Source organism: Streptomyces sp. NPDC051020, assembly GCF_040683105.1.
Classification (GTDB): Bacteria; Actinomycetota; Actinomycetes; order Streptomycetales; family Streptomycetaceae; genus Streptomyces.
The window spans coordinates 1-24,075 of sequence record NZ_JBFBCG010000062.1; the positions used below are offsets into that span (position 1 = coordinate 1).

Sequence of the window (24,075 nt, forward strand, 5' to 3'; positions counted from 1 at the left end):
CGGAAACACATGATCAAGCAGAGGCCGCTCAGCTGTCAGGCGAACGACAAACCCCACCAAGAAATGATCTTGGTGGGGTTTAAAGCCAAGCTAAGAGGCCGCGCGCATAGGTGGGGTGGCGCCGCGCATCCAGTATGCGGACGCCCCTCCGTCTTGCGATGCGCCACATCCGACGCCGCGCGCCGATCCGTCAGGGATTACGGGACAACCCTTGGGGTCGCTCGTTCGGATCACGCTGGGCTCGCGGGGTTCGGCACGCACCTATGCGGCGCTGCCGTCGGCCTTCCCCAAGCTCTCGGCTTCGCTCGAGCAGGAGAGTCCCATTCGCTCCGCATGGGAGCTGACCGGGCCGGCGTTCGTCGTTTTCTCCGCACTATGCCCTCGCAAGCCGGACGGGGCCGGTTGTGGCGCCTGTCCGGCATGGCGCGTGGACGGTCCGGGGCGCGCGCGGAGATCATGCCCGTAACCCGGGCGCCATCCGTGTGACGTACGTCTTGGCCACCGCCTCTGGGCGTAACCCCTCCGCCCGACGTAAAATGAGTCCCTATACAAGGCTCCGCATAAGTAGCCGTTACTCGGCGGTTTCGATTCCTTTTCCGCCGGGCATGAGCCGTAGACACCGCAGGCAACGACGCCTGCTCTCTGCGGTCTCCCCGGGCGCCGATCCTCCGACTGCGACCCAAACCCCCGCCGCTCCGTGAGCGGTGTCCGCATGTTGGAACAGACTTTCCGCTTCTTGAGAAGCGCCCCATTATGTAACCTGCATGAAATTTCGCAGAGGGCCAACGTCGTCCCTCGGCACTGCATATGCCACGACGACGACGGGAGAGCCGATGCGTTCCGACGCCTGGTCGCCCATGGACGGTCGCCCCGCCCAGCAGGGGATGTACGACCCCCGCAACGAGCACGACGCCTGTGGCGTCGGGTTCGTGGCCACTCTGTCCGGTGTGGCCAGCCATGAGCTGGTCGAGCAGGCGCTTACCGTACTGCGCAACCTCGAACACCGCGGCGCCACCGGATCCGAGCCCGACTCGGGTGACGGCGCCGGAATCCTGCTCCAGGTGCCCGACGCCTTCCTCCGCGAAGAGGTCCCCTTCGACCTCCCGGAGGCTGGTGCCTACGCCGTCGGAATCGCCTTCCTGCCCGCGGACGACTCCACCGAGGCCGTCCAGAAGCTTGAGAAGATCGCTGTCGAGGAGGGCCTCAAGGTCCTCGGCTGGCGCGAGGTCCCGGTCACCCCCGATTTCCTCGGCAACGGCGCCCGCGCCACCATGCCCGAATTCCGGCAGCTCTTCGTTGCCGACGGTACGAGCGCCGGCATCGCGCTCGACCGCAAGGCCTTCGTGCTGCGCAAGCGCGCCGAGCGTGAGGCCGGGGTGTACTTCCCCTCGCTCTCCGCCCGCACGATCGTCTACAAGGGCATGCTCACCACCGGGCAGCTGGAGCCGTTCTTCCCGGACCTCTCCGACCGGCGCTTCGCCACCACGGTCGCGCTGGTCCACTCGCGTTTCTCCACGAACACCTTCCCGAGCTGGCCGCTCGCCCATCCGTACCGCTTCGTCGCGCACAACGGCGAGATCAACACGGTCAAGGGCAACCGCAACTGGATGAAGGCCCGCGAGTCTCAGCTGGCGTCGAGCCTCTTCGGAGCTGCGCAGCTTGACCGGATCTTCCCCGTCTGCACCCCGGACGCCTCCGACTCCGCCTCCTTCGACGAGGTCCTGGAGCTGCTCCACCTCGGCGGCCGCTCGCTGCCGCACTCGGTGCTGATGATGGTCCCCGAGGCGTGGGAGAACCACGACTCCATGGACCCGGCCCGCCGCGCCTTCTACCAGTACCACTCCACGATGATGGAGCCCTGGGACGGCCCGGCCTGCGTCACCTTCACCGACGGCACCCAGGTCGGCGCGGTCCTCGACCGCAACGGTCTGCGCCCGGGCCGGTACTGGGTCACCGACGACGGCCTCGTCGTCCTCTCCTCCGAGGTCGGGGTCCTGGACATCGACCCCGCGAAGGTGGTCCGCAAGGGCCGCCTGCAGCCCGGCAAGATGTTCCTCGTCGACACCGCCGAGGGTCGCATCATCGAGGACGACGAGATCAAGGCGGGCCTCGCCGCCGAGCAGCCGTACCAGGAGTGGTTGGAGACCGGCGAGATCGAGCTCGAGGATCTCCCCGAGCGCGAGCACATCGTGCACACGCACGCCTCCGTCACCCGCCGCCAGCAGACCTTCGGCTACACCGAGGAAGAGCTCCGCGTCATCCTCGCGCCGATGGCCCGCACCGCCGGCGAGCCGCTCGGCTCCATGGGTACGGACTCGCCGATCGCCGCCCTGTCCGAGCGCCCCCGGCTGCTCTTCGACTACTTCGCCCAGCTGTTCGCGCAGGTCACCAACCCGCCGCTGGACGCCATCCGCGAGGAGCTCGTCACCTCGCTGCGCTCCACGCTCGGCCCGCAGGGCAACCTGCTGGAGCCGACCGCCGCGTCGTGCCGCAGCGTCACGCTGCCGTTCCCGGTGATCGACAACGACGAGCTGGCCAAGCTGATACACATCAATGCCGATGGCGACATGCCGGGCATGAAGGCCGCCACGCTCTCCGGTCTCTACCGGGTCAGCGGCAGCGGTGAGGCCCTCGCCGCGCGGATCGAGCAGATCTGTACCGAGGTCGACGCCGCCATAGAGAACGGCGCCCGCCTGATCGTCCTGTCCGACCGGCACTCCGACGCCGAGCACGCACCGATCCCGTCGCTGCTGCTCACCTCGGCCGTCCACCACCACCTCATCCGCACCAAGCAGCGCACCCAGGTGGGTCTGCTGGTCGAGGCCGGGGACGTCCGCGAGGTCCACCACGTCGCGCTGCTGATCGGTTACGGCGCCGCCGCGGTCAACCCGTACCTGGCGATGGAGTCCGTCGAGGACCTGGTCCGGGCCGGCACGTTCATCGAGGGCATCGAGCCCGGGAAGGCCATTCGGAACCTGATCTACGCGCTCGGCAAGGGCGTCCTGAAGGTCATGTCCAAGATGGGCATCTCCACCGTCGCCTCCTACCGCGGCGCCCAGGTCTTCGAGGCCGTCGGCCTGGACGAGGCCTTCGTCACGAAGTACTTCAACGGCACCGCCACCAAGATCGGCGGCGCCGGACTCGACGTCGTCGCCGAGGAGGTCGCCGCCCGGCACGCCAAGGCGTACCCCGCCTCCGGCATCTCCGCCTCGCACCGCGCTCTGGAGATCGGCGGCGAGTACCAGTGGCGCCGCGAGGGCGAGCCGCACCTCTTCGACCCGGAGACGGTCTTCCGCCTCCAGCACGCCACACGCAACAAGCGGTACGACATCTTCAAGAAGTACACGGACCGGGTGAACGAGCAGTCCGAGCGCCTCATGACGCTCCGCGGCCTGTTCGCCCTCAAGACGCATGAGAACGGAACGTCGGACCGCGAGGCGATCTCCATCGACGAGGTCGAGTCCGTCTCCGACATCGTCAAGCGGTTCTCGACCGGCGCCATGTCGTACGGCTCGATCTCCCGCGAGGCGCACGAGACCCTCGCCATCGCCATGAACCAGCTGGGCGGCAAGTCCAACACCGGTGAGGGCGGCGAGGACGCCGACCGGCTGTACGACCCGGCGCGCCGCTCGTCCATCAAGCAGGTCGCCTCCGGCCGCTTCGGTGTGACCAGCGAGTACCTGGTCAACGCGGACGACATCCAGATCAAGATGGCGCAGGGGGCCAAGCCCGGCGAGGGCGGCCAGCTGCCCGGCCACAAGGTCTACCCGTGGGTCGCCAAGACCCGGCACTCCACCCCGGGTGTCGGTCTGATCTCCCCGCCGCCGCACCACGACATCTACTCCATCGAGGACCTGGCTCAGCTGATCCACGACCTCAAGAACGCCAACCCGGCGGCCCGCATCCACGTGAAGCTGGTCTCCGAGGCCGGCGTCGGCACAGTCGCCGCGGGTGTCTCCAAGGCGCACGCGGACGTCGTCCTGATCTCCGGCCACGACGGCGGAACAGGCGCCTCCCCGCTCACCTCGCTGAAGCACGCGGGCGGCCCCTGGGAGCTCGGCCTCGCCGAGACGCAGCAGACCCTGCTGCTCAATGGCCTGCGCGACCGCATCGTCGTGCAGACCGACGGCCAGCTGAAGACCGGCCGCGACGTCATCATCGCCGCGCTGCTGGGCGCCGAGGAGTTCGGTTTCGCGACCGCGCCGCTCGTCGTCTCCGGCTGCGTCATGATGCGTGTCTGCCACCTCGACACCTGTCCGGTCGGCATCGCCACCCAGAACCCGGTCCTGCGCGACCGGTTCTCCGGCAAGGCCGAATACGTCGTCAACTTCTTCGAGTTCATCGCCCAGGAAGTCCGCGAGCTCCTCGCCGAACTCGGCTTCCGCACGATCGAAGAGGCCGTCGGCCACGCCGAACTGCTGGACACCGACCGCGCGATCACGCACTGGAAGGCGCAGGGCCTCGACCTGGAGCCCCTGTTCTACGTCCCGGAGCTGCCCGAGGGCGCGGTCCGCCACCAGCTGATCGAGCAGGACCACGGTCTCGACAAGGCCCTCGACAACGAGCTGATCAAGCTCGCTGCCGACGCCCTGAACGCGGACAGTGCCGAGGCCGCCCAGCCGGTCCGGGCCCAGATCGCGATCCGGAACATCAACCGGACCGTCGGTACGATGCTCGGCCACGAGGTGACGAAGAAGTTCGGCGGCGCGGGTCTGCCGCAGGACACCATCGACATCACCTTCACCGGCTCCGCCGGCCAGTCGTTCGGCGCGTTCGTGCCGAGCGGTGTGACGCTGCGACTGGAGGGCGACGCCAACGACTACGTAGGCAAGGGCCTCTCCGGCGGCCGAGTCATCGTCCGCCCGGACCGCGGCGCCGAGCACCTCGCCGAGTACTCCACCATCGCGGGCAACACCATCGCCTACGGCGCGACCGGCGGCGAGCTGTTCCTGCGCGGCCGCACCGGCGAGCGGTTCTGCGTCCGCAACTCCGGCGCGACGGTCGTCTCCGAAGGCGTGGGCGACCACGGCTGCGAGTACATGACCGGCGGTCACGCCGTCGTCCTCGGCGAGACCGGACGCAACTTCGCCGCCGGTATGTCGGGTGGTGTCGCGTACGTCATCGACCTGGACCGCGACAACGTCAACGTCGGTAACCTCGGCGCGATCGAGGCGCTCTCCGACGGCGACAAGCAGTGGCTGCACGACGTCGTGCGCCGTCACCGGGAGGAGACCGGGTCCACGGTCGCCGAGAAGCTGCTTGCCGAGTGGGACAGCGCCGACGGCGGTGTCTCCCGCTTCAGCAAGATCATCCCGTCCACCTACAAGGCAGTGCTCGCCGCCAAGGAAGCCGCTGAGCTCGCCGGTCTCTCCGAGCAGGAGACCACCGAGAAGATGATGGAGGCGGCGACCCATGGCTGACCCCAAGGGCTTCCTGACCACCGGGCGCGAGGTCGCCAAGACCCGCCCCGCGGGCGAGCGCGTCAAGGACTGGAACGAGGTCTACGTTCGGGGCTCGCTGCTCCCGATCATCAGCAAGCAGGCCGGCCGCTGCATGGACTGCGGCATCCCGTTCTGCCACAACGGCTGCCCGCTGGGGAACCTCATCCCCGAGTGGAACGACTACGCCTACCGCGAGGACTGGTCGGCCGCGTCCGAGCGCCTGCACGCCACGAACAACTTCCCGGAGTTCACCGGGCGGCTGTGCCCGGCTCCCTGTGAGTCGGCGTGCGTGCTCGGCATCAACCAGCCGGCCGTCACCATCAAGAACGTCGAAGTCTCGATCATCGACAAGGCGTGGGGCAGCGGCGACGTCATCCCGCAGCCGCCCGAGCGCCTCTCCGGCAAGACGGTCGCGGTCATCGGCTCGGGTCCGGCGGGTCTCGCCGCCGCCCAGCAGCTGACCCGGGCCGGCCACACGGTCGCCGTCTACGAGCGCGCGGACCGCATCGGAGGCCTTCTCCGGTACGGCATCCCCGAGTTCAAGATGGAGAAGTCGCACATCAACCGCCGCATCGAGCAGATGCGCGCGGAAGGCACCAAGTTCCGTACGGAGGTGGAGATCGGCAAGGACATCGACGCCGCCAAGCTCCGACGCCGCCACGACGCGGTCGTCATCGCCGCCGGTGCCACCGTCTCCCGCGACCTGCCCGTCCCGGGCCGTGAGCTGAACGGCGTGCACTTCGCGATGGAGTACCTGCCGCTCGCCAACAAGGTGCAGGAGGGCGACCTGACAGTCTCCCCGATCAGCGCCGAGGGCAAGCACGTGGTCGTCATCGGCGGCGGCGACACCGGCGCCGACTGCGTCGGCACCGCCCACCGGCAGGGCGCGGCCTCCGTCACCCAGCTGGAGATCATGCCGAAGCCGGGCGAGGAGCGGAACGCCAACCAGCCCTGGCCGACCTTCCCGATGCTGTACAAGGTCACCTCGGCGCACGAGGAGGGCGGCGAGCGGGTCTACTCCGTCTCCACCACCCACTTCGAGGGCGACGAGGACGGCAACGTCCAGGCACTGCACCTCGTCGAGGTGGAGTTCAAGGACGGCAAGCTGGAGCAGAAGCCCGGCACGGAGCGGCGGATCCCCGCGCAGCTGGTCACCCTGGCCATGGGCTTCACCGGCACCGACCAGTCCAACGGTCTGGTCCAGCAGTTCAGCCTGGAGCTCGACGGACGCGGCAACGTCGCGCGCGACGGCGACTACGCCACCAATGTCGACGGTGTGTTCGTCGCCGGTGACGCGGGCCGCGGCCAGTCCCTCATCGTGTGGGCCATCGCCGAGGGCCGCTCCGCGGCCCGTGGCGTGGACCGCTTCCTGACCGGGGCCAGCGCACTGCCGGCCCCGATCCGCCCGACAGACCGTTCCCTGATGGTCTGAGCACCACCAGGAGTACGCATCACCACAACAGACGTCCCGTACAAAGGCGTACGGAACTGAACGCGGCGCCTGCCCGTCCCCGACCGGACGATCTCGGCAGGCGCCGTGGCGCGTCCGGGCCAGGGGCGCCGGCCAGGGCCGGACAGGCGGAACGCTCACGCCACGGCGCCGCCGGTCAGCTGCGAGGTCTGCAGAACGACCAGGGCGACCAGTACCACGAAGACCACCCCGCACGCGGCGATCTGCACGGCGGTACGGCGCTTCGCCGGGGCGTACGCGAGAGCGGCCATGACGATGCCGCCCGTCAGCAGCCCGCCCAGGTGCCCCTGCCACGAGGTGAACCACGCGGATATCAGCATCCAGATCAGGAACTGGGCCATGAACCGGTTGACCGCCTGCATGTCCCGGCCGAGGCGCCGGTTGATGACCCAGAACGCTGCCGCCAGACCGAAGATCGCCCCCGAGGCGCCCACCGTGAGGGCGTCCGGCGCGACCAGGTACACCAGCACCGAGCCGCCCAGCGCGGACAGAAGGTACAGCGCGAGATACCGGCCCCGGCCCAGCTGCTCCTCGACGACCCGGCCCAGGTTCCACAGCCCGTACATGTTGAAGAGGATGTGCAGCACCCCGAACGGCAGCGCGCCGAACAACGCCGAGCCCGGCGGGAGATGAAGGAACGCTCCGGTCAGCAGCCGGTACCACTCGCCGTCCACCACACCGATCGCGTGGAACCCGGGGAAGTCCCCGCTCTCGTACATGTACTGGCCGCCGTGGGGTCCGACCAGACCCGCGCCGAGCATCCCGAACCGGTCGACGATCCCGGGGCGAACCAACTCGCCCAGATACGCCACGATGTTCAGGCCCATCAGTACGAACGTCACCACGGGCACCGCCGTCCTCGACACCGCACCGCCGAAGACCGTGCGCGCCTGCCGGATCGACCGCTGCCCCTCCTTCACGCACTCCACGCAGTGGTGGCCGACCGCGGCCTCACGCATGCAGTCCGGGCAGATGTAGCGGTCGCAGCGGGTGCAGCGCACATACGTCTCGTACGACGGATGGCGGTAGCAGGTGGTGGCAGCGGCCTCCATGGCCGGCTCCTTCACGGGGGGACGGTGGCGGGCGGCCGGTGGGGGTCGGCGGCGCTCAACATAGCGAACGAGGGCCGCGCGGACGCGGCCGGGTCCGGGCACGGACCAGGGCGGGAAGGGCCGGGGGCGTCCACAACGCCGCAGCCGGTCCACCACGGTGACGTAACCTCGTAAGACCGACCGGCAATGGGGGGGCGGCGTCACGGGGCTGGGGCACGCACCTCGCGGCGTTGTCGTCCCTCACCAGGGCTCCGCCATGGCTCAGTCCTCCGCCTTGCGATGCACGCACCCCAGCCCCGCTCCTTCACCCACCCCCCATTGCCGGTCGGTCCAACTCCCCTCTCAGGAACGGAGCCCCGTATGGCCGGCATCAGTCTCCGCAAGGTCGAGGAGACCGCGCCCGCGCTCGTCAGCCTCTACAGGAGCGCCGGGGTCTCCCTGCAGAAGCACCGGCTCAGTGGCGAGCGCGCGGCCGTCTATCTCGTGCTCGACTACTCCGGCTCCATGAAGGAGTACTACAAGGACGGCAGCGTCCAGGCCCTCGCCGACCGGGTGCTCGGCCTGTCGGCGCACCTCGACGACGACGGCCGCGTCCCCGTCGTCTTCTTCTCCACGGACATCGACGCCGTCACCGACATAGCCCTCGACAACCACGTCGGGCGCGTCGACCACATCGTCGCCGGACTCGGACACATGGGGAAGACCAGCTACCACCTGGCCATGGACGCGGTCATCGACCACTACCTCGACAGCGGCTCGACCGCGCCCGCGCTCGTCGTCTTCCAGACCGACGGTGGCCCGATCAACAAGCTCGCGGCGGAGCGCTATCTCTGCAAGGCGGCGAAGCTGCCGATGTTCTGGCAGTTCATCGGCTTCGGCAACAAGCGAAGCTCGCAGTTCAACTTCCTGCACAAGCTCGACGAACTGGCCGTGCCCGCCAAGCGCCCCGTCGACAACGCCGGCTTCTTCCACGCCGGACTCGATCCGCAGCAGGTTCCGGACTCCGAGCTGTACGACCGGCTCGTCGCCGAATTCCCCAGCTGGCTGACCGCGGCCCGGGCGCAGGGGATCGTCACGTGATGCCACGGGTGCTGAGGGCGGCCGACCGCACGGCCGCGCCCTGGAAGAACGGTGGGGGAGTCACCCGGGAGATCGCTGCTTCCCCCGAGGGCGCACCGCTGGCCGACTTCGACTGGCGGGTCAGCCTCGCCGATGTGACCGCGGACGGGCCGTTCTCCTCGTTTCCCGGGGTCGACCGCACGCTGACCGTGGTCGAGGGCGCCGGGATGGACCTCATGGTGGGCGGCGAGCACCACATCGTCGACGAGCAGTACTGGCCCCACGACTTCCCCGGGGACCTGGAGACGGACGGGCAGCTCCTCGGCGGCCCCGTCGTGAACCTCAATGTGATGTACCGCAGAGAACGTACGGCGGCGGAGGTCGCGGTCGTACGCGGCACCGTCCGGCTGCAAGCGCCGGAGGGCGGCACGGTCCTGGCCGTCGCAGTGGAGGACGGTGCGGCGCTCGAAGGCCAGGACATCGAACTCGACTGCTATGACGCGGTGTTGATGGAAGGTGCGGTACCCTTGGTGCTCCGCACCCACGGGTGGGCGCTGGTGATCACCCTGTCACCGGCCGGCGGCTGCCACGATGACGGCCAAAGATCTCGTACAGCACACCACGATCATGGCGGTACGGCATCCGAACCGGTGACGCCCTGGAAATCCGGACAGAAGATGTCGGGATTCAACGGTTCGATGGAACCATGACATCGAGTTCATGGGCAGCGTTCCAGGTGGCGGAGCCGGGCTTCGCCGAGACCGTTCAGGCCCGCTTCGAGCAGCACAAGCACCACATCCTGGCCACCCTCCGCAAGGACGGTTCACCACGCGTGACCGGACTGGAAGTGAACTTCTGCTTCGGTGAGCTGTGGCTCGGCATGATGCCGAACTCGCGCAAGGCGCTGGACCTGCGGCGCGATCCGCGGTTCGCGATGCACGCGAATCCGGGACCGGACGACGCGATGGAGTATGCCGACGTCCGGGTCTGCGGCCACGCGGTGGAGGAGACCGACCCCGACGTCCTGGCCCGCTTCATCGGGGAGGTGAAGCCGCCGGAGCCGTTCCATCTCTTCCGCACGGAGCTGACGGAGGTCGTCAGCACGGGGCTGGAGAACGAGGACCTGGTCGTCCGGGTCTGGCGCCCGGGCGAGCCGCTGCGCACGATCCACCGCGCAGCGGACGACGGCAGCCCGCGTGAGACCACCTGACGCCCGAACAGGTGCCTGCCGGGCTCGGCAGGCACCTCCCCTCGGCCCGGCGACCGAGGACGGAACGACCGCCGGACGCCCCGGCCCCTCAGCCGCCCGCCACCACCCGCTCCCGGCACGCCGCCGGCGCTCCCCAGGCATCCCGCAACGGCCTCGCCTTCCGCAGCCACAGCGACAGGTCCAGCTCCTCCGTATATCCCACCGCCCCATGCAACTGCAGCGCCGCCCTCGCCGCCGCATGGGCCGCCTCGCCCGCCGTGACCTTCGCCGCCGCCACATCCGCCCCGGCGTGCGGCGCCTTCTCGGCGAGCGCCAGCGCCGCCCCGAACAGCAGTGGGCGGGCGAACTCCAGGCCGGTCAACGTGTCCGCCAGCCGGTGCTTGACCGCCTGGAACGATCCGATCGCCACCCCGAACTGCGTGCGCTGCTTCACGTACTCGACCGTCGCCCGCAGCAGCGCCTCTCCCGCCCCCAGCGCCTGCGCCGCCGTCGCGAACGCCGCCCAGTCCGCCGCCGCGGCGGCGGCCTCCACCACCCGCGGCCCAGAGGCGAGCAGCTGCCCGCCCGGTTCGACATGGAAGAGCCGCCGCGCCGGGTCGGACGACACGCGCAGCGGGCCGTGCCCGCCGGCCAGCCGCAGCTCGTCCCCCGACACCGCGAACACCGCGTCCACCGCATCCGCGTCCAGCGCGAACACCCCGTCGCCCAGGCTCAGCGTCGCCGCCGCCCCGGACGCCAGCCGGGGCAGCCACTCCTTCGCCGCCGGACCCCCCACCCGGCTCAACAGCACCGCCGCCGCCACCGTTTCCACCACCGGCCCCGGCATCACATGCCGCCCCAACTCCACGAAGGCCACTGCGAGTTCCACCGGCAGAGGGCCGACCCCCTCGTACGCCTCCGGTACCGCCAGCGCGAACACTCCCGCCTCCGCGAGCCGCGCCCACAGCGCCCGCCCCGGCCCGTGGTCCCCGGCCCCCCATGCCCGTACCACCGCGGGCGTGCCGGCCGCCGTCAGCATCGCGTCCAGCGAGCGGGCGAACTCCCGCTGCTCGTCGTCGAGGAGGAATCTCATCAGCGCCGTCCCTTCGGCAGGCCGAGCAGCCGCTCGGCGATGATGTCCCGCTGGATCTCGTTCGTACCGGCGTAGAGGGGACCCGCGAGGGAGAAGACGTACCCCTGCGCCCATTCCCCGTCGGCGAGTTCGCCGTCCGCGCCCAGCAGGTCGAGCGCCGTCTCGTGCAGCGTGATGTCGTACTCCGACCAGAACACCTTGTTCAGACTCGACTCGGCGCCGATGTCCGCGCCCGCCGCGAACCGCGACGCGTTGGCGTAGGTGAACAGCTGGTACGCGCGCGCCCCGATCACCGCATCCGCGACCCGGTCCCGCACCGCCGTGTCCGACGGGTCCCCGTGCCTGCGCCACAGCTCCGCCAGCCGGTCCGCCGCGGCGAGGAAGCGACCGGGGGAGCGCAGCGTCAGCCCGCGCTCGTTGCCCGTCGTCGACATGGCGATGCGCCAGCCCTGCCCCGGCTCCCCGATGACGTCCTCGTCCGGTACGAACACCTCGTCCAGGAAGAGTTCGGCGAAGGCCGGCTTGCCGTCGAGCCGTCCGATCGGCCGGACCGAGACGCCCGCTGCCGACAGGTCGAACATCACGTAGGTCAGCCCGTGGTGCGGCTTCGTCGCCTCCGGATCCGTACGGAAGATCCCGAACGCCCGGTCCGCGAACGCCGCCCGCGACGACCAGGTCTTCTGCCCCGACAGCAGCCAGCCGCCGTCCGTCCGCACCGCTCGCGAGCGCAGGGACGCCAGGTCCGAGCCCGACTCCGGTTCGGACCAGGCCTGAGCCCAGATCACCTCGCCGCTCGCCATCGACGGCAGGATCCTGGCCCGCTGTTCGTCCGTGGCGTGGTCGAAGAGTGTCGGAGCGAGGAGGCTGATGCCGTTCTGCGAGACCCGGCCGGGGCCGCCCGCCGCGTAGTACTCCTCCTCGAAGATCAGCCACGTGACGATGTCGACGCCCCGGCCGCCGTACTCGGACGGCCAGGAGACGACCGACCAGCGGTCCGCATGCAGCCGTGCCTCCCACTCCCGGTGCGCGGCGAAGCCCTCCGCGGTCTCCAGGGACGGCAGGGGCTCGGCGGGCACATGGGCACGGAGCCACTGCCGGGCCTCGGTCCGGAACGCTTCCTGACCTGCGGTGAAGGCCAGATCCATCAGACGCCCGCCTTCCTCGGCGCCGCGTTCGGAGGGGTGCGGCGACGGGGGCCGCTCGGCGTGACGTACGCGGCCGGGCCCCGGTGCTCGTGCAGCACGGGTTCTGCTCCGGCGGGACCGGCCCCGTCGGCTGCGGCGGTCGGGTCATGGACAGGGGGCATCGGCTCATCCTTCCCTAACAAGTGTTTGGTAGGTTAACGTACGGACGTCAGGACCGTCGAGGAACCGGGGACCGAGGAGGCGCGGGCGTGAGCGCACCGCAGTACATACCGGGACACGGACTGCTGACCGGCCGCACCGCGGTCATCACCGCGGCCGCCGGCGCCGGTATCGGCGGCGCCACCGCACGTAAATTCCTGGAGGAAGGCGCTCGCGTCACCCTCGGCGACGCCCATGCCCGCCGTCTCAAGGAGACCGAACAGACGCTCGCCGACGAGTTCGGCGCCGAACGCGTCACCTCGCTGCCCTGCGACGTCACCGACGAGGCCCAGGTCCAGGCCCTCTTCGCCCACGCCGAACAGGCCCACAGCGGTCTCGACATCGTCGTCAACAACGCCGGGCTCGGCGGTACCGCCGAGCTCACCGAGATGACCGACGCACAGTGGTCCACGGTCCTCGACGTCACCCTGAACGGCACCTTCCGCTGCACCCGCGCCGCCCTGCGCTCCCTCCGGGCCGCGGGCCGCGGCGGCGTCGTCGTCAACAACGCCTCCGTCATCGGCTGGCGCGCCCAGAGCGGCCAGGCCCACTACGCCGCGGCGAAGGCGGGCGTCATGGCGCTCACCCGGTGCGCCGCCGTGGAGGCCGCCGCGTACGGCGTACGGGTCAACGCCGTCGCCCCCAGCCTGGCCATGCACCCGCACCTGGTGAAGGTCACCTCCGCCGAACTCCTCGACGAACTGACCCGCAAGGAGGCGTTCGGCCGGTACGCCGAACCCTGGGAGGTCGCCAATGTCATCGTCTTCCTGGCCAGCGGCTACTCCTCGTACATGACGGGCGAAGTCGTCCCGGTCAGCAGCCAACATGCCTGACCGGGCAGCCGCCGACGCGTCCGCGGGGGCATCCCACGGGCGGAGAATGGGCGGGTGCCTACCAAGAAGAAGCCCCAGGTGACCCCCTCGCCCGAGCGGCGCCGCGAACTCCTCGACACCGCCGCCGAGGTCTTTGCCGCGCAGGGATACAACGCCACCACAGTCCGCAAGATCGCGGACGAGGCCGGGATGCTCGCGGGCAGCCTCTACTACCACTTCGATTCCAAGGAATCGATGGTCGACGAGATCCTCTCCACCTTCCTCACCGAACTCTGGGAGGGGTACGACGCGGTGCTCGCCGCCGGACTCGGCCCCCGCGAGACCATCGAGGCGCTCGTCACCGAGTCCTTCCGGGAGATCGACCGGCACCGCGCCGCCGTCGCCATCTACCAGAAGGAGTCCAGACACCTCGCCACCCAGCCGCGCTTCGCCTATCTCATCGACTCGCAGCAGAAGTTCGAGAAGGCATGGCTCGGCACGCTGGAACGCGGCGTCGCCGCCGAGGTCTTCCGCGCCGACCTCGACATCCGGCTCACCTACCGGTTCGTCCGCGACACCGTCTGGGTAGCGGCCTCCTGGTACCGGCCGGGCGGACAGCACAGCCCCGAGGAAATCGCCCGCCAGTACCTCTCGATGGTGCTGGACGGCATCGCTCTGCGTACGTAACCCACACCCACGGACCTCTCAAGGAGCGGCAGTCATGGCCGAGGCCTACATCGTCGAAGCGGTACGCACCCCGGTCGGCCGACGCGGGGGAGGGCTCGGGGCCGTCCACCCCGCCGACCTCGGCGCCCATGTGCTGAGGGCCCTCGTCGAGCGCACCGGCATCGACCCGGCGGCCGTCGAGGACGTCATCTTCGGCTGCCTCGACACCGTCGGACCGCAGGCCGGCGACATCGCCCGGACCTGCTGGCTGGCGGCGGGACTGCCCGAGGAGGTCCCCGGCGTCACCGTCGACCGGCAGTGCGGCTCCTCGCAGCAGGCCGTCCACTTCGCCGCCCAGGGCGTCCTCTCCGGCACCCAGGACCTGGTCGTCGCGGGCGGCACCCAGAACATGACGCAGATCCCGATCGCCTTCGCCTCCCGCCGGGCCGCCGAACCCCTCGGCCTCACCGAAGGTCCGTACGCGGGCAGCGAGGGCTGGCGCGCCCGGTACGGCGACCAGCCGGTCGACCAGTTCCACGGCGCCCAGCTGATCGCCGAGAGGTGGGGCATCAGCCGCCGGGACATGGAGGAGTTCGCGCTCCGCTCCCACCGGAGGGCGATCCGCGCCATCGACGAGGGCCGCTTCGCCCGCGAGACCGTCGCGTACGGGGACGTCACCGTCGACGAGGGGCCGCGCCGCGACACCACGCTGGAGAAGATGGCCGCGCTGAAGCCGGTCGTGGACAGCGGCACGATCACCGCCGCCTGCTCCTCCCAGGTGTCCGACGGGGCCGCCGCGATGCTCATCGCCTCCGAACGCGCCGTCGCCGGACACGGCCTCACCCCGCGCGCCCGCATCCACCACCTCTCGGTGCGCGGCGAGGACCCGATCCGGATGCTGTCGGCGCCCATCCCGGCCACCGTGTACGCACTGAAGAAGACCGGCATGACCATCGACGACATCGACCTGGTCGAGATCAACGAGGCGTTCGCGCCGGTCGTGCTGGCCTGGCTGAAGGAGACCGGTGCCGACCCGGACCGGGTCAACGTCAACGGCGGAGCGATCGCACTCGGGCACCCGCTCGGCGCCACCGGCACCAGGCTGATGACGACGCTGCTGCACGAACTGGAACGCACGGGCGGCCGCTACGGCCTGCAGACCATGTGCGAGGGCGGCGGCCAGGCGAACGTGACGATCATCGAACGGCTGTGAACCGGTTGCCGTCAAGGCCTCCGCGGGAGTCCGCCGACCCGCGGCGTGGCAAGATCCGCCGCTGGTCGGCAGAACGTGCTACGGTGGTCCGGTTGCAGTTTTGGTACCCATGAACTTTATGTGCGCCTGACGGAAATGCTTCCTCAGGCGCATTATTGTTTTCCGGCTTTCTCCGGATGGGGCTCAATGCGGCGACTTGGAATTCGTAAAGTGCGGATTTCCGGCACTGCACCTCTTGAGGAGAATGACATGGCTACTGGAACCGTGAAGTGGTTCAACTCGGAAAAGGGCTTCGGCTTCATCGAGCAGGACGGCGGCGGCGCCGACGTCTTCGCCCACTACTCCAACATCGCCACCTCGGGCTTCCGTGAGCTCCAGGAGGGCCAGAAGGTCTCCTTCGACGTCACGCAGGGCCAGAAGGGCCCGCAGGCGGAGAACATCGTCCCGGCCTAATTGCCGCGACGCGTACCTCGCAGCCGGGGCCCGCACCGTGAAGGTGCGGGCCCCGGCTTGTGCTGTCCCGGGGAAGTGCGCCGAGAGTCCCGCGCGTACGCACATACGACCGGAATTCTCGAACATTCACCGAGAATTCACGAGCCGGTACGCGCGCTCCGTAGAGTCCCCAGCAGTCCCCAGTAGTTCCCAGGAATCCCCAGGAGGGCAATTCCGTATGACCCGCTCCGAACGCCAGGACCGACCCGCCCGCACCCGCCCGTCGAGGGGGCGCGGCACGGCCCAGGCACAGGCAACCGCTAAGGGTTCCGGCAAGGGATCCGGCAAGGCGTCGCCCCGTCGCAGGGCCACGCCGCCGCAGGGCGAATTCGCCCTGCCCGAAACCATGACCCCCGCACTGCCCGCCGTCGAGGCGTTCGCCGAGCTGGACATGCCCGCCGCCCTGCTGAAAACCCTTGCCGCGCAGGGCGTCACCGATCCGTTCCCGATCCAGGGCGCCACCCTGCCGAACTCGCTCGCAGGCCGGGACATCCTCGGCCGCGGCCGCACCGGCTCCGGCAAGACCCTGGCCTTCGGCCTCGCGCTGCTCGCCCGCACCGCCGGACGCCGCGCCGAGCCGCGCGCCCCGCTGGCACTCGTCCTCGTCCCGACCCGCGAACTCGCCCAGCAGGTGACCGACGCACTCACGCCGTACGCGACATCCGTGAACCTGCGGCTCGCCACCGTCGTCGGCGGCATGTCGATCGGCAAGCAGGCCGGCACGCTGCGCCGTGGCGCCGAGGTGCTCGTCGCCACGCCGGGCCGGCTGAAGGACCTCATCGAGCGCGGCGATGCCCGACTCGACCAGGTGTCCATCACCGTTCTCGACGAGGCCGACCAGATGGCCGACATGGGCTTCATGCCCCAGGTCGTCGGACTGCTCAAGCAGGTCGAGCCGGACGGTCAGCGGATGCTGTTCTCCGCGACCCTGGACAAGAACATCGACCGGCTGGTCAAGATGTTCCTGACCGACCCGGTCGTGCACTCGGTCGACCCCTCCGCGGGCGCCGTCACCACCATGGAGCACCACGTGCTGCATGTGGCCGACGAGACCGACAAGAAGGCGATCGCCACCAGGATCGCGGCCCGCGACGGCCGCGTGATCATGTTCGTGGACACCAAGCGTGCCGCCGACCGTTTCGCCAAGCGGCTGCTGGCCAGCGGTGTCCGGGCTGCCGCACTGCACGGCGGACGCTCCCAGCCGCAGCGCAACCGGACGCTCGACCAGTTCAAGAACGGTCAGGTCACCGCGCTCGTCGCGACGAACGTGGCCGCCCGCGGCATCCACGTCGACGACCTCGACCTGGTCGTGAACGTGGACCCGCCGACGGACCACAAGGACTATCTCCACCGCGGCGGTCGCACGGCGCGCGCCGGGGAATCGGGCAGCGTCGTCACACTGGTGCTGCCGGAGGAGAAGCGGGAGATGAACCGGCTGATGGCCGACGCGGGCATCGCGCCGCGAACCACCCGGATCAAGTCCAGCGACGAGGAACTCAGCCGGATCACCGGGGCGCGCGAACCGTCCGGCATCGCGGTCGTCATCGAGGTCCCCCAGCCGACCCAGCCGAAGCCGCGCACACGGTCGGGCGGGGCCGGTGGAACCGGAGGGGGTGCGCCGTTGCGTTCCGGCACCCGAGGCCGGGGCCGACGCGGTGGGTCCGGCGCCGGAAGCGGAGCCGGGACCGGGGCCCCGCAGGGTGGCGGCGCGGCACGGGCCGGCGGCGCGGGCCGTGGCAACGGTTCGGGCGCGGCTCCGGGGCGCGCGGGAGGCTCCGGGCGAAGCAATGGCAGCGCGGCCGCGCGGGGTCGCAGGGCGGCATAGCAGCGTACGAGGTGCGGTGACCGGTCGACCTGGTCACCGCACCGGTGCTCTGCCCCGGACCCCGGTCCGGGGGTGCCGGACAGGCTGGATCCATCCGCCCGTCCGGCTCTTTCGTCCCGCACCATGGAGCGGCCCCCGGACGGACCCGGGCATCCCGCCCCCGCCCCTACACCCGAGGCAGCCCCTTCAGTACCTCCCGCGCCTCCTCCATCACCCGTTCCACCAGCTCCGCGGAGCTCGGCACGTCCTCGATCAGGCCCGCCACCTGACCCGACGCCATCACACCCAGATCCGTCCGGCCGTCGACCATCGACGCCTTCAGCAGCATCGGCGTGTTCGCCGCCAGCAGCACCTGGCTCCACGACAGGTCCCTGCCGTGCTTCAGCGCCATGCCGTCGCGCACCATCCGGGACCAGCTCAGCCCCGAGATCCGTCTGAAGCCCGCCGCCCGGCGCACCGCCTGGGCCAGCGCCCTGGTACGGCCCGCGTTCTCCAGCGCGGCGACCATCTCCGTACGCAGCATCCGGTGCGGCAGCCCGTCCACCGCCGTCGTGACCGTGACGTCCTTGACGCCCGCCGCCAGATAGCGTGCCTTCACCGCGTCCGGGACCGTCGAGTCGGACGTCAGCAGGAACCGTGTACCCATCGCGATGCCCGCCGCCCCGTACGCCAGCGCCGCGACCAGACCGCGGCCGTCGTGGAAGCCCCCCGCCGCGATCACCGGAATGTCCACGGCGTCCACCACCTGCGGCAGCAGCACCGTCGTCGCCACGTCGCCCGTGTGCCCGCCGCCCTCGCCGCCCTGCACGATCAGCGCGTCCGCACCCCACGCCGCGACCTTCTCGGCGTGGCGCCGGGCACCGACCGACGGGACGACGACCACCCCCGCGTCCTTCAGCTCCACGATCAGCTCCTTCGACGGGGCCAGTGCGAACGACGCGACCTTGACGCCCTCGTCGATGATGATCCGAACCCGGTCGCGCGCATCACCGGCGTCGGCACGCAGATTGACGCCGAACGGCGCCTGCGTACGGGACTTGACCTCCCGCACCGCTGCGCGCAGCTGCTCCACGTTCATCGTCGCCGAGGCGAGAATGCCGAGTGCACCCGCCTCGGCGGTGGCGGAGACCAAGCGGGGACCGGCGACCCAGCCCATGCCGGTCTGCACGATCGGGTGGCGCACGCCGACGAGCTCGGTGAGCGGGGTCCGCATCGGATCCGTCGCGTCCATCAGCCCCTGACCTCGTGGTCGCGTGTGCCCATCGGGTCGATGACCTCGCGGATCAGCCGGAGTTCGCCGGCGGTCGGCTCGCGGGTGTACGGGACGTCGTCGGCGATCGTCAGCGCGAAGCCGGTCGCCGCGCGCACCGTGTCGACGGTGACGCCGGGGTGCAGCGAGGCGAGGCGCATCGAGCGGTCCGGGGTCGCGAAGTCGAGGACGCCGAGGTCGGTGACGACGCGTGGGATGCGGTGGTAGCGGGTCGCCGACGGTCCGGCGGCCGCCGCACTGTCGTAGCCGACCCCGCTGATCATGTCGACACGCTCGACGAACACCCGGGGGGAGTGCTTGGGAACCCAGTAACTGACTGGATTGTTGAGGGTGTTGACGGGCGCGCCGCGTACGCCGAGCAGCTGACGGGCGGGCTGTTCCCAGTCGCCGATGCAGGAGATGTTCTGATTGCCGAACCGGTCGATCTGGCCGGCGCCCATCATCACGTGCCGCTTGCCGCCGGTCACCATGGCGAGGTGCCGGCGGTACGGCAGCCACCCTTCGGGCGTGCCGTCGAGATCGACGATCATTGCCTCACCGTCGGTGAGCAGCAGATCGGGCGAGAACGTGCGCTTGGCGAGACGGGCGCCGAGGGACGGGATCAGGCCCATCGGGCTGGCGAGCACCTCGCCGTTGTCGCGCCAGGCGTCCGCGCAGGCGATCACGCAGTACTCGGCCCGGGTGATGGTCCGGGGCCCGGGGGTCTTCGTCACTTCTGCTCCTCGTGCCAGGTCCGGACGGCCAGTTGGTAGCTCTTCTCGTCACCGTCCGCCGGCAGGAACCGGTCGGTGAACGCCGCCCAGGCGTCCGGGTCCGCCGCCGCGGTGGCGTACGCCCGCTGGAAGGCCTCGTCGCGCGGGTGGTCGGGGGCGCAGGAGGTGAAGTGCGCGCCGTTCGGGGTCTCGACGACGCCGGTGACCGAGTGCCGGTTGACGAGCAGGGTCTGCGGGGCGGCCTCCGCGGTCAGTTCGGCGGTCTCCACGAGCCGTTCGCAGGAGACGTACGCGGTGTCGGCGGCCTCGCAGAACAGGTCGTCGAAGTACGGGTCCGGCCCGAGGTACTGGCCGTTTCCGTACCGGTCGGCTCGGTTCAGGTGGACCAGCGCCGCGTCCATCCGCAGGGCCGGCATCGCGACGAACTCCTCGCCGTCCTCGTACGGTGAACGCACCGTACGCAGACCGGGGTTGACCCGCATGACATCCGAGCCGATGCCCGCCCGGACCGGCAGGAACGGCAGCCGGTTCGCGGCAGCGTGCAGTCCCCACATGAACATCGCCTCGTCGACCTCCCTCAGCTCGAAGGCGCCGCGCTGGCGGGCCGCCCTGAAGTGCGGTTCGAGCGGAATCGAGTCGAGCGTGGCGAAGGCCGCGACCAGCGTGCGGATCTTTCCGGCGGCGGCGAGCAGGCCGACGTCGGGGCCACCGTACGAGATCACCGTGAGATCGGTGATCTTGGACCGGAGCAGTGCGCGAACCAGGGCCATCGGCTTGCGGCGCGAGCCCCAGCCCCCGATGCCGATCGTCATGCCGCTGCTGAGCCGGGAGACGACCTCCTCGGCCGTCATGGTCTTGTCGGTCACGGTCGTGCCTCCTTGCCGAAGGTGTCACGGACGCGGCCGGCGATGCCGCTGAGGTTGGCCTCGAAGGTGAACCCCTGTTCGAAGCGGTAGCTGCGACGTACGTCCACCGGGTCGATGCCGTTGATGGCGGCCTTGGCGAGCCGGATCAGATACCCGTCCTTACGGGCGATCTCCCCTGCCAACTCCATGGCGCTGTGCATGAGTTCGGCGCGCGGGACGACCTTCCAGACGGAGCCGTGGGCGTGCAGATCGGCGGCCGTGGCGGTGCGCGAGGTGTAGTACAGCGCGCGCATCAGGTGCTGGGGGACGAGCCGGGCGAGATGGGTCGCGGCGCCGAGCGCACCCCGGTCCAGTTCCGGCAGGCCGAACGTCGCGTCGTCGCTCGCCACGATCGCGTCGGCGTTCCCGACGAGACCGATGCCACCGCCGAGGCAGAAGCCGTTCACCGCGGCGACGACCGGCACCTCGCACTCGTACACCGCGGCGAAGGCCTCGAAGCAGCCGCGATTGGCGCCGATCAGGGCGTCGTGTCCGGAGTCGCGCTGCATCTCCTTGATGTCGACACCCGCGTTGAAACCGCGCCCGGCGGCGGCCAGGACGACGCACCGGACCTCGGGATCGCGGCCCGCGGCGCGGAGTGCGTCGGCGAGGTCGTACCAGCCCTGCGCGGGCAGTGCGTTGACGGGCGGACAGTCGACGGTGACGACGGAAATGCCTGTGGCGGGGCTGGAGGTGGAGACACCCATGAGCGGATCAGCTACCTTTCCACCAAACATTTGTTAGGTGGGAAGGTAGCAGCCTGCCCCCGCATCGCCAACAAGGAGATGTGAGATGACCGCAAGCAGCGACGCACACGACACCCGGATCTGCGCCGGACGCGTCGTCATCGTGACGGGCGCCGGGCGCGGGCTCGGCCGGGCCCACGCGCTGGCCTTCGCCGCCGAGGGAGCGAAGGTCGTGGTCAACGACCTGGGTGTCGGACCCGACGGCGACGGAGGGTCCGCCGGACCGGCCCGGGACGTCGTCGACGAGATCACCGCCGCGGGCGGCGAAGCAGTGGCCCACGGAGGAGACATCGCGACGCGGGAGGGCGCGTCCTCGCTGATCGCGACCGCACTGGACGCGTTCGGGCGGCTGGACACACTCGTCAACAACGCGGGATTCCTGCGCGACCGCATGCTCGTCAACCTGGACGCGGACGACTGGGACGCGGTGCTGCGAGTCCATCTGAGAGGCCACTTCCTGACCCTGAAACACGCGGCGGCACACTGGCGGGCCGAGACCAAGGCGGGCCGCACCCCGGCCGCCCGGGTGATCAACACCAGCTCCGGCGCGGGCCTGCTCGGCAGCGTCGGCCAGGGCAACTACGCCGCGGCGAAAGCCGGGATCGTCGGCCTGACCCTGGTCGCCGCGGCGGAGATGGGCCGGTACGGCGTCCAGGTCAACGCCATCGCCCCGGCGGCCCGGACCCGGATGACCGAGCAGACGTTCGCGGCGACGATGGCGGCTCCGGGGGAGGGGACCGGGGCATTCGACGCGATGGCCCCGGAGAACGTGTCACCGCTGGTGGTGTGGCTGGGCTCGGACGCGAGCGGCGGAGTGACCGGACGGGTCTTCGAGGCGGAGGGAGGCCGCATCACCGTGATGGAGGGCTGGCGCCCCGGACCCACCACGGACCGGGAGGCACGATGGGCGCCCGCGGAGGCGGGGGAGGCCACCCGGAAGCTGCTGGCGCAAACGGTGCCGGCGGAGCCGGTGTACGGGGCGCGGTAGGGCGGGACTGCTCCGAAAGCGGTCCCGCTCCCCACACCGGCCTGTCCGGGCCTCAGCCCCGCCCCGCCCGCCGCCGAGGGCCGGAACCCCGGCCTCGCCGGAACCCATCCCACCCCCGGAAACGGAGACCGCTGCTGCGCGAGCCGGACCTGGTCGACAGGATGGCCGAGGACGCCGGAGCCCGCTCCCTGCGCATCCACTGCAACACGTGCATGCCGACCGTCACTCGGGCACCCGCTGCCCACTCGTCACCGCGCCGCTCACGGCAGGCGCGGACAGATCCGTTCCAGACGCTCCCTGACCGGGCCGTCCGCGACGCACGCCGCCGCGTCGACAGCCACCGCCCACGCATAACCGTCCGGCTCCGACTCCTGCAGCAACCGCTCCAACACCGGTACCGCCCGCGGGTCCTGACGCCGCGCCAGGCCCTGTGCCGCCTCCGCGACCGTGTCCGGATCCGCGTCGTCCAGCCGCTCCGCCAGCGCCGCGCGGAGCACCGGCGTGTCCGCGTCCAGCGCGGCCAGCGCCGTCGTGGCCCAGTCCCGCACCTCCGCATCGGTGTCCCGGCTCAGCCCCACCAGCGCCGCGACCCCCTCCGCATGGTCACCGGAAACCAGGTCGAACAGCGCCAGCGTCACCGCACGGCGCACCACCCGCTCCGGATTCCGCGCATGCCGCAGCACCTCCGGCAGGGCCACCGGATCCCCATGGTGCCCCAGCCCCAGCACCGCCGACTGGATCAGCTCCGTATCCGCCGCCTCCCGCGCCAGCTCCCGCAGCAGCGGAACCGAACGGGCGGCAAAAGGCTTCGACCCGGTGCGGAAACCGAGCTGGGCCAGCACATCCGCGCCGAACGCCTGCCGCAACGGCTCACCGTCGCCCGCGCACCACGCGGCGCCCGCCTGGAACGTCTCCTCGTCGCCCCGCCGCCACAGCACCTCGACCGCCTCGTGCCAGTTGTCCAGCTCCGGGTTCCCGCCGCGCAGCGCCCGCGCCGCCAGCTCCGCGTACGGCGTCCGCAGACCCAGCTCCCCCTCCAGGACCGTGGCGATCGCACCGTGCCCCGTCTGCTGCTCCTGCCCCGCGAACGGCGCCCCGTCCCGCACCAGTTCGACGGCCACCGTCTCCCCGCCGTCCACCGGTGTACGGCGCACCACCACCCCCGGCCCGTCCCCGTACATCTCCCGAAGCGCGCGCCGCATCTCCTGCTCCACATCCAGCGCAAGCATCCGGCGCGCCTCCCGCAGCGCCTCCTCCAGCGCCCCGGCCCGCGCACCCGCCCCGTACCGCAGCAGCGCCCGCACGGTCTCCAGCGACCCGCGCCGTACCGCGAACACCAGCGGCGGTTCATGCCCCGGCCCCGGTCCCGGCAGATCGGGGTCCGCCCCATGGGCGAGCAGCACCTCCGTGGTCCGCGCATGACCCAGACCCACCGCCCACCGCAGTGCCGTGAACCCGAACTGCTCCCGCAGATCCGGCTGCGCCCCGGCCGCCAGCAGCGCCTCGACCACATCCGTGTGCCCGCCGCACGCCGCCCCGCAGATCGGCAGATCGCCCGCCTCGGGCCCGCACGCCCGGTCCGGATCGGCGCCCGCCGCCAGCAGCAGCCGCACCACACCCGGCCGGTCCGACACCGCCGCCAGATAGAGCGCCGTCGCACCGTCCTCGTCGACCGACTCGGCAGGCACCCCCGCGCGCAGCAGCCGCACGACGGCGTCCTCACCCTCGTACAGGGCCTCGAACAGGTTCTGCGTGTCCGTCATCGGATCTTCTGCCACCCATCGACTCTACGACCGA

Annotated in this window: 19 protein-coding genes and 1 pseudogene; 11 read left to right on the forward strand and 9 right to left on the reverse strand. The window is 70.7% G+C overall.

What is annotated here, in order from left to right; genetic code table 11:
- Positions 1–833 precede the first annotated feature (833 nt).
- Positions 834–5,420 carry a glutamate synthase large subunit gene (gene gltB, locus AB0N06_RS27870; RefSeq protein ID WP_366137436.1) on the forward strand — a complete coding sequence of 1,529 codons (4,587 nt, stop codon included), beginning with the start codon at positions 834–836 and terminating at the stop codon, positions 5,418–5,420.
- A complete protein-coding gene (locus AB0N06_RS27875) occupies positions 5,413–6,873 on the forward strand; it encodes a glutamate synthase subunit beta (RefSeq protein ID WP_366137437.1) in 1,461 nt (486 codons plus the stop codon). The genes gltB and AB0N06_RS27875 overlap by 8 nt, the downstream gene beginning before the upstream one ends.
- Before the next feature lie 155 nt (positions 6,874–7,028).
- Here AB0N06_RS27875 and AB0N06_RS27880 read toward each other — a convergent pair whose 3' ends face one another.
- The gene (locus tag AB0N06_RS27880) at positions 7,029–7,964 is read right to left on the reverse strand and encodes a rhomboid family intramembrane serine protease (protein ID WP_366137438.1); all 936 of its coding nucleotides are present in this window, start codon (positions 7,962–7,964) and stop codon (positions 7,029–7,031) included.
- A gap of 360 nt (positions 7,965–8,324) precedes the next feature.
- On the opposite strand from AB0N06_RS27880, the gene AB0N06_RS27885 reads away from it, so the two are divergent.
- The 3 genes and pseudogenes from AB0N06_RS27885 to AB0N06_RS27895 all read left to right on the forward strand — a co-directional run bounded on the left by AB0N06_RS27885 (position 8,325) and on the right by AB0N06_RS27895 (position 10,233).
- A complete protein-coding gene (locus AB0N06_RS27885) occupies positions 8,325–9,044 on the forward strand; it encodes a VWA domain-containing protein (protein ID WP_366137439.1) in 720 nt (239 codons plus the stop codon).
- Positions 9,041–9,595 (forward strand): annotated as a pseudogene (locus AB0N06_RS27890) (HutD family protein); the annotation flags it as partial. The gene AB0N06_RS27885 and the pseudogene AB0N06_RS27890, both read left to right, overlap by 4 nt.
- Before the next feature lie 134 nt (positions 9,596–9,729).
- Positions 9,730–10,233, forward strand: coding sequence for a pyridoxamine 5'-phosphate oxidase family protein (locus tag AB0N06_RS27895; protein WP_366137440.1), 504 nt, complete (start codon positions 9,730–9,732; stop codon positions 10,231–10,233).
- An 88-nt stretch (positions 10,234–10,321) separates the two neighbouring features.
- Here the strand turns inward: AB0N06_RS27895 and AB0N06_RS27900 are convergent, their stop codons facing one another.
- Genes AB0N06_RS27900 through AB0N06_RS27910 form a run of 3 tightly spaced genes read right to left on the reverse strand, consistent with a single transcriptional unit; the run spans position 10,322 to position 12,611 of the window.
- Entirely contained in the window at positions 10,322–11,305 is a 984-nt protein-coding gene (locus tag AB0N06_RS27900; RefSeq protein WP_366137441.1) for an acyl-CoA dehydrogenase family protein, read from the reverse strand.
- On the reverse strand, positions 11,305–12,450 hold the full coding sequence (locus AB0N06_RS27905) for an acyl-CoA dehydrogenase family protein (RefSeq protein ID WP_366137442.1): 1,146 nt from the start codon (positions 12,448–12,450) through the stop codon (positions 11,305–11,307). The genes AB0N06_RS27900 and AB0N06_RS27905 overlap by 1 nt, the downstream gene beginning before the upstream one ends.
- Entirely contained in the window at positions 12,450–12,611 is a 162-nt protein-coding gene (locus AB0N06_RS27910) for a hypothetical protein (RefSeq protein ID WP_366137443.1), read from the reverse strand. The genes AB0N06_RS27905 and AB0N06_RS27910 overlap by 1 nt, the downstream gene beginning before the upstream one ends.
- Before the next feature lie 87 nt (positions 12,612–12,698).
- Here AB0N06_RS27910 and AB0N06_RS27915 point away from each other — a divergent pair, with 87 nt between their 5' ends.
- The 5 genes from AB0N06_RS27915 (at position 12,699) to AB0N06_RS27935 (ending at position 17,656) form a co-directional block, all read left to right on the forward strand.
- Complete coding sequence (locus tag AB0N06_RS27915) at positions 12,699–13,481, forward strand: SDR family oxidoreductase (RefSeq protein WP_366137444.1); 783 nt, start codon at positions 12,699–12,701, stop codon at positions 13,479–13,481.
- 54 nt (positions 13,482–13,535) lie between these two features.
- The gene (locus AB0N06_RS27920) at positions 13,536–14,147 is read left to right on the forward strand and encodes a TetR/AcrR family transcriptional regulator (RefSeq protein WP_366137445.1); all 612 of its coding nucleotides are present in this window, start codon (positions 13,536–13,538) and stop codon (positions 14,145–14,147) included.
- 34 nt (positions 14,148–14,181) lie between these two features.
- Positions 14,182–15,339, forward strand: a complete 1,158-nt coding sequence (locus AB0N06_RS27925; RefSeq protein ID WP_366137446.1) for an acetyl-CoA C-acetyltransferase — start codon at positions 14,182–14,184, stop codon at positions 15,337–15,339.
- A 249-nt stretch (positions 15,340–15,588) separates the two neighbouring features.
- Positions 15,589–15,792 carry a cold-shock protein gene (locus AB0N06_RS27930; RefSeq protein WP_003969786.1) on the forward strand — a complete coding sequence of 68 codons (204 nt, stop codon included), beginning with the start codon at positions 15,589–15,591 and terminating at the stop codon, positions 15,790–15,792.
- A 217-nt stretch (positions 15,793–16,009) separates the two neighbouring features.
- Positions 16,010–17,656, forward strand: coding sequence for a DEAD/DEAH box helicase (locus AB0N06_RS27935; RefSeq protein WP_366137447.1), 1,647 nt, complete (start codon positions 16,010–16,012; stop codon positions 17,654–17,656).
- Positions 17,657–17,822: 166 nt separating this feature from the next.
- Here the strand turns inward: AB0N06_RS27935 and AB0N06_RS27940 are convergent, their stop codons facing one another.
- The 4 genes from AB0N06_RS27940 to AB0N06_RS27955 are packed head-to-tail and all read right to left on the reverse strand — an operon-like array spanning position 17,823 to position 21,251.
- Positions 17,823–18,869 carry a nitronate monooxygenase gene (locus AB0N06_RS27940; protein WP_366137463.1) on the reverse strand — a complete coding sequence of 349 codons (1,047 nt, stop codon included), beginning with the start codon at positions 18,867–18,869 and terminating at the stop codon, positions 17,823–17,825.
- A gap of 17 nt (positions 18,870–18,886) precedes the next feature.
- Positions 18,887–19,639, reverse strand: coding sequence for a CoA-transferase (locus tag AB0N06_RS27945; protein ID WP_366137448.1), 753 nt, complete (start codon positions 19,637–19,639; stop codon positions 18,887–18,889).
- Positions 19,636–20,490, reverse strand: a complete 855-nt coding sequence (locus AB0N06_RS27950; RefSeq protein ID WP_366137464.1) for a CoA-transferase — start codon at positions 20,488–20,490, stop codon at positions 19,636–19,638. Before AB0N06_RS27950 ends, AB0N06_RS27945 begins: the two co-directional genes overlap by 4 nt.
- 11 nt (positions 20,491–20,501) lie before the next feature.
- The gene (locus AB0N06_RS27955) at positions 20,502–21,251 is read right to left on the reverse strand and encodes an enoyl-CoA hydratase family protein (RefSeq protein WP_366137450.1); all 750 of its coding nucleotides are present in this window, start codon (positions 21,249–21,251) and stop codon (positions 20,502–20,504) included.
- A gap of 85 nt (positions 21,252–21,336) precedes the next feature.
- Here AB0N06_RS27955 and AB0N06_RS27960 point away from each other — a divergent pair, with 85 nt between their 5' ends.
- A complete protein-coding gene (locus AB0N06_RS27960) occupies positions 21,337–22,278 on the forward strand; it encodes an SDR family oxidoreductase (protein WP_366137451.1) in 942 nt (313 codons plus the stop codon).
- Positions 22,279–22,538: 260 nt separating this feature from the next.
- Here AB0N06_RS27960 and AB0N06_RS27965 read toward each other — a convergent pair whose 3' ends face one another.
- Entirely contained in the window at positions 22,539–24,056 is a 1,518-nt protein-coding gene (locus AB0N06_RS27965) for a HEAT repeat domain-containing protein (protein ID WP_366137452.1), read from the reverse strand.
- Positions 24,057–24,075 lie beyond the last annotated feature (19 nt).

What these genes read in the sequence shown, in the direction of transcription:
- gltB (WP_366137436.1), top strand. Translation starts at nt 834, where the DNA reads ATGCGTTCCGACGCCTGGTCGCCCATGGACGGTCGCCCCGCCCAGCAG.
- AB0N06_RS27875 (WP_366137437.1), top strand. Translation starts at nt 5,413, where the DNA reads ATGGCTGACCCCAAGGGCTTCCTGACCACCGGGCGCGAGGTCGCCAAG.
- AB0N06_RS27880 (WP_366137438.1), bottom strand. Translation starts at nt 7,964, where the DNA reads ATGGAGGCCGCTGCCACCACCTGCTACCGCCATCCGTCGTACGAGACG.
- AB0N06_RS27885 (WP_366137439.1), top strand. Translation starts at nt 8,325, where the DNA reads ATGGCCGGCATCAGTCTCCGCAAGGTCGAGGAGACCGCGCCCGCGCTC.
- AB0N06_RS27895 (WP_366137440.1), top strand. Translation starts at nt 9,730, where the DNA reads ATGACATCGAGTTCATGGGCAGCGTTCCAGGTGGCGGAGCCGGGCTTC.
- AB0N06_RS27900 (WP_366137441.1), bottom strand. Translation starts at nt 11,305, where the DNA reads ATGAGATTCCTCCTCGACGACGAGCAGCGGGAGTTCGCCCGCTCGCTG.
- AB0N06_RS27905 (WP_366137442.1), bottom strand. Translation starts at nt 12,450, where the DNA reads ATGGATCTGGCCTTCACCGCAGGTCAGGAAGCGTTCCGGACCGAGGCC.
- AB0N06_RS27910 (WP_366137443.1), bottom strand. Translation starts at nt 12,611, where the DNA reads ATGCCCCCTGTCCATGACCCGACCGCCGCAGCCGACGGGGCCGGTCCC.
- AB0N06_RS27925 (WP_366137446.1), top strand. Translation starts at nt 14,182, where the DNA reads ATGGCCGAGGCCTACATCGTCGAAGCGGTACGCACCCCGGTCGGCCGA.
- AB0N06_RS27930 (WP_003969786.1), top strand. Translation starts at nt 15,589, where the DNA reads ATGGCTACTGGAACCGTGAAGTGGTTCAACTCGGAAAAGGGCTTCGGC.
- AB0N06_RS27935 (WP_366137447.1), top strand. Translation starts at nt 16,010, where the DNA reads ATGACCCGCTCCGAACGCCAGGACCGACCCGCCCGCACCCGCCCGTCG.
- AB0N06_RS27940 (WP_366137463.1), bottom strand. Translation starts at nt 18,869, where the DNA reads ATGCGGACCCCGCTCACCGAGCTCGTCGGCGTGCGCCACCCGATCGTG.
- AB0N06_RS27950 (WP_366137464.1), bottom strand. Translation starts at nt 20,490, where the DNA reads ATGACGGCCGAGGAGGTCGTCTCCCGGCTCAGCAGCGGCATGACGATC.
- AB0N06_RS27955 (WP_366137450.1), bottom strand. Translation starts at nt 21,251, where the DNA reads ATGGGTGTCTCCACCTCCAGCCCCGCCACAGGCATTTCCGTCGTCACC.
- AB0N06_RS27960 (WP_366137451.1), top strand. Translation starts at nt 21,337, where the DNA reads ATGACCGCAAGCAGCGACGCACACGACACCCGGATCTGCGCCGGACGC.